General features: G+C 31.1%; 8 protein-coding genes. All 8 read left to right on the forward strand.

Translation table 11 applies throughout. From position 1 onward, the window contains the following. Positions 1–37: 37 nt before the first annotated feature. Complete coding sequence (gene hemC / locus VJ881_11000; GenBank protein HKL76580.1) at positions 38–988, forward strand: hydroxymethylbilane synthase; 951 nt, start codon at positions 38–40, stop codon at positions 986–988. Positions 989–993: 5 nt separating this feature from the next. Beyond that, on the forward strand, positions 994–2,541 hold the full coding sequence (gene cobA, locus VJ881_11005; protein HKL76581.1) for a uroporphyrinogen-III C-methyltransferase: 1,548 nt from the start codon (positions 994–996) through the stop codon (positions 2,539–2,541). Between the two features lie 7 nt (positions 2,542–2,548). After that, complete coding sequence (hemB, locus tag VJ881_11010; GenBank protein HKL76582.1) at positions 2,549–3,529, forward strand: porphobilinogen synthase; 981 nt, start codon at positions 2,549–2,551, stop codon at positions 3,527–3,529. 12 nt (positions 3,530–3,541) lie between these two features. Beyond that, on the forward strand, positions 3,542–4,834 hold the full coding sequence (hemL, locus tag VJ881_11015; GenBank protein HKL76583.1) for a glutamate-1-semialdehyde 2,1-aminomutase: 1,293 nt from the start codon (positions 3,542–3,544) through the stop codon (positions 4,832–4,834). Then, positions 4,831–5,217, forward strand: a complete 387-nt coding sequence (locus VJ881_11020) for a CbiX/SirB N-terminal domain-containing protein (GenBank protein ID HKL76584.1) — start codon at positions 4,831–4,833, stop codon at positions 5,215–5,217. The genes hemL and VJ881_11020 overlap by 4 nt, the downstream gene beginning before the upstream one ends. Before the next feature lie 215 nt (positions 5,218–5,432). Beyond that, positions 5,433–6,458 (forward strand): anaerobic sulfite reductase subunit AsrA, encoded by a 1,026-nt coding sequence (gene asrA, locus VJ881_11025; protein HKL76585.1) that lies wholly within the window; start codon positions 5,433–5,435, stop codon positions 6,456–6,458. Between the two features lie 14 nt (positions 6,459–6,472). Next, on the forward strand, positions 6,473–7,279 hold the full coding sequence (gene asrB, locus VJ881_11030) for an anaerobic sulfite reductase subunit AsrB (protein ID HKL76586.1): 807 nt from the start codon (positions 6,473–6,475) through the stop codon (positions 7,277–7,279). A 12-nt stretch (positions 7,280–7,291) separates the two neighbouring features. Further along, positions 7,292–8,298: sulfite reductase subunit C (asrC, locus tag VJ881_11035; GenBank protein ID HKL76587.1), on the forward strand; the 1,007-nt coding region annotated here is incomplete at its 3' end.

An 8,298-nucleotide genomic window follows, 5' to 3' on the forward strand; every position in this document is an offset into this window, starting at 1 on the left:
GAAAAAATAATAAATAAGGAAATAGAAGGTGATTACAATGAAAAAGAAAATAGTTATTGGAACGAGGCCAAGTAAACTTGCGTTAATCCAAACAGAAATTGTGGTAAATAAACTTAAAAAAAATTATCCAAATATTAATTATGAAATTAAAAAAATTAGCACCAAAGGTGATCGAAGGCTTGATAAAAGCCTAAGTTCACTGCAGAAAGAAGGTTTCTTTATTAAAGAAATAGAGATTGCTTTACTTAATGGAGAAATAGATGTTGCAGTTCATAGTGCTAAAGATTTACCAACAAACTTGCCAGAAGAAGTGGAAGTAGTCTGTATAGCTGATAGGGCTAATCCCCTTGATACTTTTATTGGCAAAACCAATAAAAAGAAAGGACTAAAAGAGTTGGAAACTGGTTCCCGACTTGGAACTGGAAGTTTACGTCGTCGTTCACAAATTCTTAATTTTCGTAATGACTTAGAAATTATTCCAGTGCGGGGAAATGTTGAAACTAGAGTAGCAAATTTAAAAAATGGTAAAAAAAATTTAGATGGATTGATTCTGGCAGCAGCAGGATTAGAAAGATTAGGTTTAGAGAATGAAATAAATGAATATATTACTCCAGATATTTGTCTTCCAGCAGCCAGACAGGGAGCAATAGCACTTGAAATTAGAAATGACAATAAAATTATAAAAGATATTTTAAAAAAGATTGAAGATGATAATATTGCTGACCCAGTATGGGCTGAACATGGATTTCTTTCTTATCTGGAAGCAGGCTGTCATGCGCCTATAGGGGCTTATTCTCAAGTAAAGGAGAATGACTCAGAAAAATTAATAATTAGAGGAACAATTGGGAAGATAGATGGTAGTGAAGTTTTACGGGATAAAATTGTTATTGATAGAAAAAACTCTAAAGAAAAAGGTAAATTATTGGCGAAAAAGATGCTTTCAAATGGAGCAGATGAAATTATGGCTGAATTGGAGGAGGAGTTGTAATAAAGATGAGTGGTAAAGTATATTTGTGTGGAGCTGGCCCTGGTGACCCCGAACTAATTACGCTAAAGGCTAAAAGAGTACTTAAAGAATCAGATGTAATTTTATATGATCGGCTGTCAAATAATGATTTATTGAAGTATAGTTCTGCTGATACTGAATTATTTTATGTTGGTAAAAAGGCTAATCATCACCATTATATCCAGTCTGAAATTAATAATCTACTTGTAAAAAAAGCTGAAGAAGGTAAAAAAATTTGTAGATTAAAAGGAGGAGATCCTTTTGTTTTTGGACGCGGTGGTGAAGAAGCTACTATTTTAAATGATAATGGAATCGATTTTGAAATTATTCCAGGTATTAGTTCATCATTAGCTGTGCCTTCTTATGCTGGTATCCCAGTTACTTATAGAAATATTTCTTCTTCTTTTGCTGTAATTACAGGACATGAAGCCGCAAATAAAAAAGAAAGTTCAGTTCAGCTAGAAAAGATAGCTAATTCTGTTGATACACTTATTATATTAATGGGTGTGAGCAAATTATCTAATATAACTGAAAGACTTATAGAAAGTGGATTTGAAGTAACTACACCCGTAAGTTTATGTAGATGGGGAACAAGAGTAAAACAAAAAACAATAACGGGAAATTTAGAAGATATAGTTAAAAAAGCAGCAGAAGTAGATTTTAGATCTCCAGCTGTAATAATAATCGGAGAAGTTGTGAAGAAAAGAGAAGAATTAAAATGGTTTGAAAACAAAGAACTTTTTGGGAAAAAGATTTTGGTTACAAGGCCTGCTAAACAGGCAGATAAGTTTTGTAAAATTCTTGAGAGAAAAGGGGCAAAAGCCATAAGAGCTCCTATGATTGAAATAAAAGAACCTGATGATTTTTCCGATTTGGATAGGGCAATTTCAAATTTGGACAAGTATAAATGGATTGTATTTACAAGTGTTAATGGAGTAGAGAAATTCATGAATCGACTTTTTATTAATAACCAGGATTGTAGAGAATTAAAGGGAATTAAAACTGTTGTAATCGGGAAAAAAACTGCCCAAAAATTAAAAGAGTATGGAATTAAATCTGATTATATGCCTGTAGATTATTCAACTCAGGGAATTCTTTCAGGAATAAAAGATTATGCCAAAGAAAATAATTTAAAAATAAATGATTCTTTTTTTCTATTGCCTAGAGCAGATATTGCTCCTAAAACTTTAGAAAAGGGGTTACATAATATGGGAGCTAAAGTAAATAATATTGAGGCATATAGAAATGTGATACCAAAAATTAATAAAAAATATTATAGAATGCTTTATGAAAATGAATTAGATCTTTTAACTTTTACAAGTTCATCAACTGTACTTAATTTTATAAAAGGAATGGAAGATTATTTGGAGAGGGATATTAATTTAGATATAAATAATGAAGTTAAAGTAGCCTGTATTGGTCCCGTAACTGCCAAGACTGCTCGCGAAAGTGGAATTGAAGTAGATATCATTGCTGAGGAATATACTATTGACGGACTCTATAAAGCAATAATTGATTATTATAAAAAGAGGTGAGTATTATATGAAATTGGGAAAAAGGCCACGAAGATTAAGAAAAAATAAGAATATAAGGAATTTAATAAAAGAGACGAATTTGAATATATCAGATATGATTTATCCTCTTTTTGTTGTAAATGGAGAAAATATATATCGAGAAATTCCAGCTATGCCTGAGGTCTATCAGATGTCTATTGATAATATTTTAAAAGAAGTAGAAGAATTAATAGGTTTAGGAATAAAAGGTATAATACTTTTTGGGATTCCTGAATATAAAGATGAGATTGGATCATGTGCCTGGCAAAATGATGGGGTTGTTCAAAAAACAGTTAGAAAGATTAAAAATAAATATCCTGATTTTTTAGTAATTACAGATTTATGTCTTTGTCAGTATACTTCACATGGTCATTGTGGGCTTGTAGAAGATGGAGATATAAGAAATGATTTAACTTTAGATAAATTATCTAAAATTGCTATTTCGCATGCTAATGCTGGAGTAGATATGGTAGCTCCTTCAGATATGATGGATGGAAGAGTAGAGAAGATTAGAAATGATTTAGATAAAAATGGTTATAAAAATGTAGCTATTATGTCTTATTCTGCTAAATATCATTCTGGATTTTATGGTCCTTTTCGAAATGCAGCACATTCAGCTCCAGAAGAAGGGGATAGGAGTACATATCAAATGGATTCTGCTAATAAAAATGAAGCTTTGAAAGAAATTGAATTAGATATTAATGAAGGTGCAGATATAGTTATGGTTAAACCAGCTTTATCATATTTGGATATTATAAATGAGGTGAAAAATAATTATAAAATACCACTAGCTGCCTATAATGTCAGTGGAGAATATGCAATGGTTAAAGCTGCAAGTAAAAAGGGGTGGTTAGATGAGAAAAGAGTTGCACTTGAAATTTTAACTTCAATTAAAAGAGCAGGTGCAGAAATAATTATTAGTTATTGGGCAAAAGATTCAGCTAAATGGCTTAAATATGGAGAAAAATAGGAGGTATTATTTATGTTAGGTTCAGAAAAAGAATTTGAAAGAGCTAAAAAGGTAATTCCAGGTGGTGTTAATAGCCCTGCCCGGGCATTTTCAGCAGTAGATATGGATCCTATTTTTATCGAAAAAGGAAATGGCTCATTAGTTTATGATATCGATGGTAATAGTTATTTAGATTATGTCAATTCCTGGGGGCCAATGATTTTAGGATATAATCCTCCAGAAATCATGGGAAAATTGGAGGAGCAGTTAAAAAAAGGTAGTAGTTTTGGAGCTCCTACAAAAATAGAAACTAAAATGGCAGAGTTAATTAGAGATGTAGTACCTTCTGTTGATAAAGTAAGAATGGTTAATTCAGGGACTGAGGCTACAATGAGTGCGATTAGGCTTGCTCGTGGATATACTAATAGAGATAAAGTAGTTAAATTAAAGGGGTGTTATCATGGCCATGGAGATAGTCTTTTAGTTGATGCTGGTTCAGGAGTTGCTACTTTAGGAATAAAAGGAAGCCCTGGAGTAACAGATAATATTGCTAAAGAAACTATCGTAGTACCTTATAATGATTGTGAGGCAGTAAAAAAAGTTTTTGCTGAATTTGGTCAGGAGATAGCCTGTATTATTCTTGAGCCGGTTACAGGTAATATGGGAGTTATTAAGCCGGATGATGGTTATCTTAAATTTTTAAGAAAAATAACGAATAATTATGACTCTCTTTTGATTTTTGATGAAGTGATGACTGGATTTAGGCTGGCCCTGGGAGGAGCTCAGCAGTTATATGATATTGAGGCAGATCTTAGCACTTTTGGTAAAATTATTGGTGGAGGTATGCCTGTTGGAGCCTTTGGGGGCAAAAAGAAAATAATGGATTATATTGCTCCTGTAGGACCGGTCTATCAGGCAGGAACTCTTTCTGGAAATCCTCTTGCAATGAGAGCAGGTTATGAAACAATAAAAAAATTAAAAAATGAACCTATTTATGAAAAACTTGAAGAAAAAGGGAAATTATTGGAGAAAGGGATTAAAAATAATATTGAAGAACTTAAATTCCCAGCAGTATTTAGTAGAGTTGGATCTATGTTCACTTTATTTTTTAGTAAAAATGAAATAAATGATTATCAAGAAGCAAAAAATTGTAATGAAAAGGTTTTTGCTGATTATTTTAAAAAGATGATTAATAAAGGTATATATTTACCTCCTTCTCAGTATGAAGCTAATTTTTTATCTAATGCACTAACAACTGAGGAAATAAAGAGAACAGTAAAAGCAAATTATCAAGTTTTAAAAAGTATAAAGGGGGAGATGCAATGAAAAAAATAAAAAAAGCAACAATAATTTTAAGTCATGGTAGTAAAAATGAAAAAAGCAATAAACAATTTAAAAGATTAGTTTCAAAAAGTCATAATAAAAATAGGTATATTAAGGGGGCTTTTTTGGAATATGGAAAGCCTCGGTTTGAAAAAGTAGTAAGAGAAATTTTAAGTAATAATATAACAGACATTACTATTTTCCCTTTGTTTTTATTTGGAGGTTATCATGTTAGAGAAGATATTCCGGAAAAAATTATTAAATTAAAAAACAAACATCAAGAGTTAAATTTTACTCTTATGGAACCATTAGGACTTAGAGAAGATTTTTCTGATTTTTTAAAGAGTCAACTAAATTATAACCAATATAGATCTAAAATAATATAAATATATTTTATTAAATTCTCCTGTTAAAATCAGGAGAATTTTTTTATTTTTAAAATTATTAATTTTTAAAAAGTCATAAGCTGTTACTTATAGAATAGATAAAAAACTATTATTTTACATAATAAGGAATTTCATATTAAAATTAACTCAGTGAAACAGATTGAGATTTTTTTCACATTTAAATTCAATCAAAAATATACTTTAGGAGGGATGATATGAGTTTTAAGGTGAATTATGAAAAGATGGATCAAATATTCAATGAATTAAAAAAAGATTACAAAGTATATGCACCGGTCCGTTTAAAAGGACAGGGGCGATATTCAGATACTGATGTGACCCGCTATAAAGAAATTGATTCAGTTTCTGAAATAGTTTATGATGAAAAATCGGATTTTTCTCCAAAAGAAGTGATACATCCTATTACTCAGACTCTATTTTATTTTACAGAACATCAATTTAGAGAGAGTGAGGTGGATGATAAAGAATTACTGATTTTTGCAAGACCATGTGATATTAATGGATTTAAACGAATGGATAAAATATTTTTAGAAAACGGAGACTTTTCTGATAAATATTATAAAAGAATGAGAGATAAAGTTAATTTTGCTCTAATGGAATGCCAGGAAGGTGGTTGGGACAGTTGTTTTTGTGTATCAATGGGATCGAATGAAACTGATGATTATAGTCTGGGCTTTAGATTTAATGAAGATAATTTAAAAATAGAAGTTAAAGATAATGATTTTTTGAATTTTTTTGAAAATGAATCTGAAATAGATTTCAGTCCAGAATTTGTTGAAGAAAACAATACCAAAGTAAATATTCCAGAAATTGATAGCGAAGAAATTTTACAGCAAGTATATGATTTAGATATGTGGGAAGAATATAATGATCGTTGTGAAAGTTGTGGAGCCTGTACTGCTTCCTGTGTAACATGTAGTTGTTTTACTACCAGAGATGTTACCTATACTGAAAATGGCAAGGCTGGAGAGCGAAGAAGAAATTGGGCCAGTTGTTTACATGAGGATTTTACAGAAATGGCTGGAGGACATAGTTTTAGAGAAACACCTGCAGAGAGAATGAGATTTAGAACACTTCATAAAATATATGATTATAAAGAAAGATTTGGAGAAGATCATATGTGTGTAGGTTGTGGTCGTTGTACAGATGCATGTAATGAATTAATATCTTTTTCAAGTACAATAAATAAGCTAAGTGAAGCTGTGCAAAATCTTAAAGCTTAGATAGGAGGGTTAATATGTGTAAAAGTAAAGAAGATAATGAATTAAGACCTGAGCCATTTGAAATATTGGATATAAATCCTCAGACAGATAAAGAATATATTTTTAGAGTTAAATGTGATAAAGAAGTTAAACCTGGACAATTTTTTCAAATTTCACTACCTAAAATAGGTGAGGCTCCTATTTCTGTAAGTGGAATTGGAGATGATTATTTAGAATTTACTATAAGAAAAGTTGGAAAATTAACTAATGAAACTTTTGATTTAAAAGAAGGTGATGATCTATTTTTACGTGGTCCTTACGGAAATCATTTTCCACTAGAGAAATTTGAGGGTAGTGATATTGTAGTAGTAGCTGGTGGTACAGGAGTTTGTGCTGTAAATAGTCTTTTAGAACATTTTTATGACAATTTTGAGAAAATGGGAGATGTTTACTTTCTGACAGGATTCAGAAATCAAGAGTGTATTTTATATGAAAATGCTTTAGAAAAATATGACGATAAGTTTACTGACACAGTTTATACTCTTGATAATGAAAAAATTCAAGGTTTTGAAACAGGTTTTGTAACTGAATGTATTAGCCATGTTCCTTTTGATAAATTAGAAGATTATCATGTAGTAATTGTCGGCCCACCTCCAATGATGGAAGCAGCATTTAATAATTGTGCTGCACAAAATGTTAATGAAAAAAATATATGGGTTTCTCTTGAAAGAAAAATGTCCTGTGGGATTGGAAAATGTGGGCATTGTAAAATAGGTGATAAGTATGTTTGTGTTGATGGACCAGTTTTTAATTATCCAGAAGTAAAAAATCTAATAGATTAGGAGGTAATTTATATGAGTGAAAGTAAAGATATTGATATTAATGTGGGGGAATTAACCTCTAATTGTTTTCGCCAGTCAAAAGTGGATGGTGAGTGTATGTTACAGATGAGAGTACCAGGGGCTGTAATAGATGCAGATAATCTCGAATATGCTCAACATATTGCAAAAAAATGGGGAAATGGAGATTTTCATATTGGTACAAGACAGACTCTTTCCATTCCTGGAATAGATTATGATGATATAGATGAAGTAAACAGTTATTTGAAAGATTATATTCAGGATGTAGAAGTAGATATGTGTGGAGTTGATATGGAAGTTGATGAAAATGGATTTCCCAATCTGGGTGCTAGAAATATAATGGGGTGTATCGGTAATGCACATTGTGTAAAAGGGAATGTTGATACAACTGAACTGGCAAGGAAATTAGAAAAAAGAATTTTTCCCAGTCCATACCATATAAAAATCGGTGTTTCTGGTTGTCCTAATGATTGTGCAAAAGGACATTTTAATGATTTTGGTATTATAGGCCTGGTTGATCCAGAATATGAATATGAACGCTGTATTGGTTGTGAAAAATGTGTTGAAGCTTGTGAAAGCCATGCAACAGGAGTTCTTGAGATAAATGAAGATGGGAAAATTGAAAAAGATGATTGTTGTTGTGTAGGATGTGGTGAATGTGTGGTAGCCTGTCCAACAGGTGCGTGGAAAAGAAATCCAACTGATTATTATCGAGTTACTATTGGAGGTAGAGCAGGTAAACAGTATCCACGTTTAGGGAAAATGTTTTTAAACTGGGTAACTGAAGATGTTGTTCTAGGTATTATAGATAACTGGGAAGAATTTTCTGCAGAAGTTTTAAATTATAAACCTATTTATTTACATGGTGGTCATTTAATTGATATGGCAGGATTTTATAACTTTAAAGAAAAAATTCTAGAAGGTGTAGAACTTAACCCTAAAGCTGAAGTTGCAGAACATATTTATTGGGATGAAACAGAATATAGGGCTAATATTCATGT

This window comes from Halanaerobiales bacterium, from assembly GCA_035270125.1.
In the GTDB taxonomy this organism is placed as follows: domain Bacteria; phylum Bacillota; class Halanaerobiia; order Halanaerobiales; family DATFIM01; genus DATFIM01.

Coding starts and splice junctions, on each gene's coding strand:
- hemC (HKL76580.1), top strand. CDS start 38: ATGAAAAAGAAAATAGTTATTGGAACGAGGCCAAGTAAACTTGCGTTA.
- cobA (HKL76581.1), top strand. CDS start 994: ATGAGTGGTAAAGTATATTTGTGTGGAGCTGGCCCTGGTGACCCCGAA.
- hemB (HKL76582.1), top strand. CDS start 2,549: ATGAAATTGGGAAAAAGGCCACGAAGATTAAGAAAAAATAAGAATATA.
- hemL (HKL76583.1), top strand. CDS start 3,542: ATGTTAGGTTCAGAAAAAGAATTTGAAAGAGCTAAAAAGGTAATTCCA.
- VJ881_11020 (HKL76584.1), top strand. CDS start 4,831: ATGAAAAAAATAAAAAAAGCAACAATAATTTTAAGTCATGGTAGTAAA.
- asrA (HKL76585.1), top strand. CDS start 5,433: ATGAGTTTTAAGGTGAATTATGAAAAGATGGATCAAATATTCAATGAA.
- asrB (HKL76586.1), top strand. CDS start 6,473: ATGTGTAAAAGTAAAGAAGATAATGAATTAAGACCTGAGCCATTTGAA.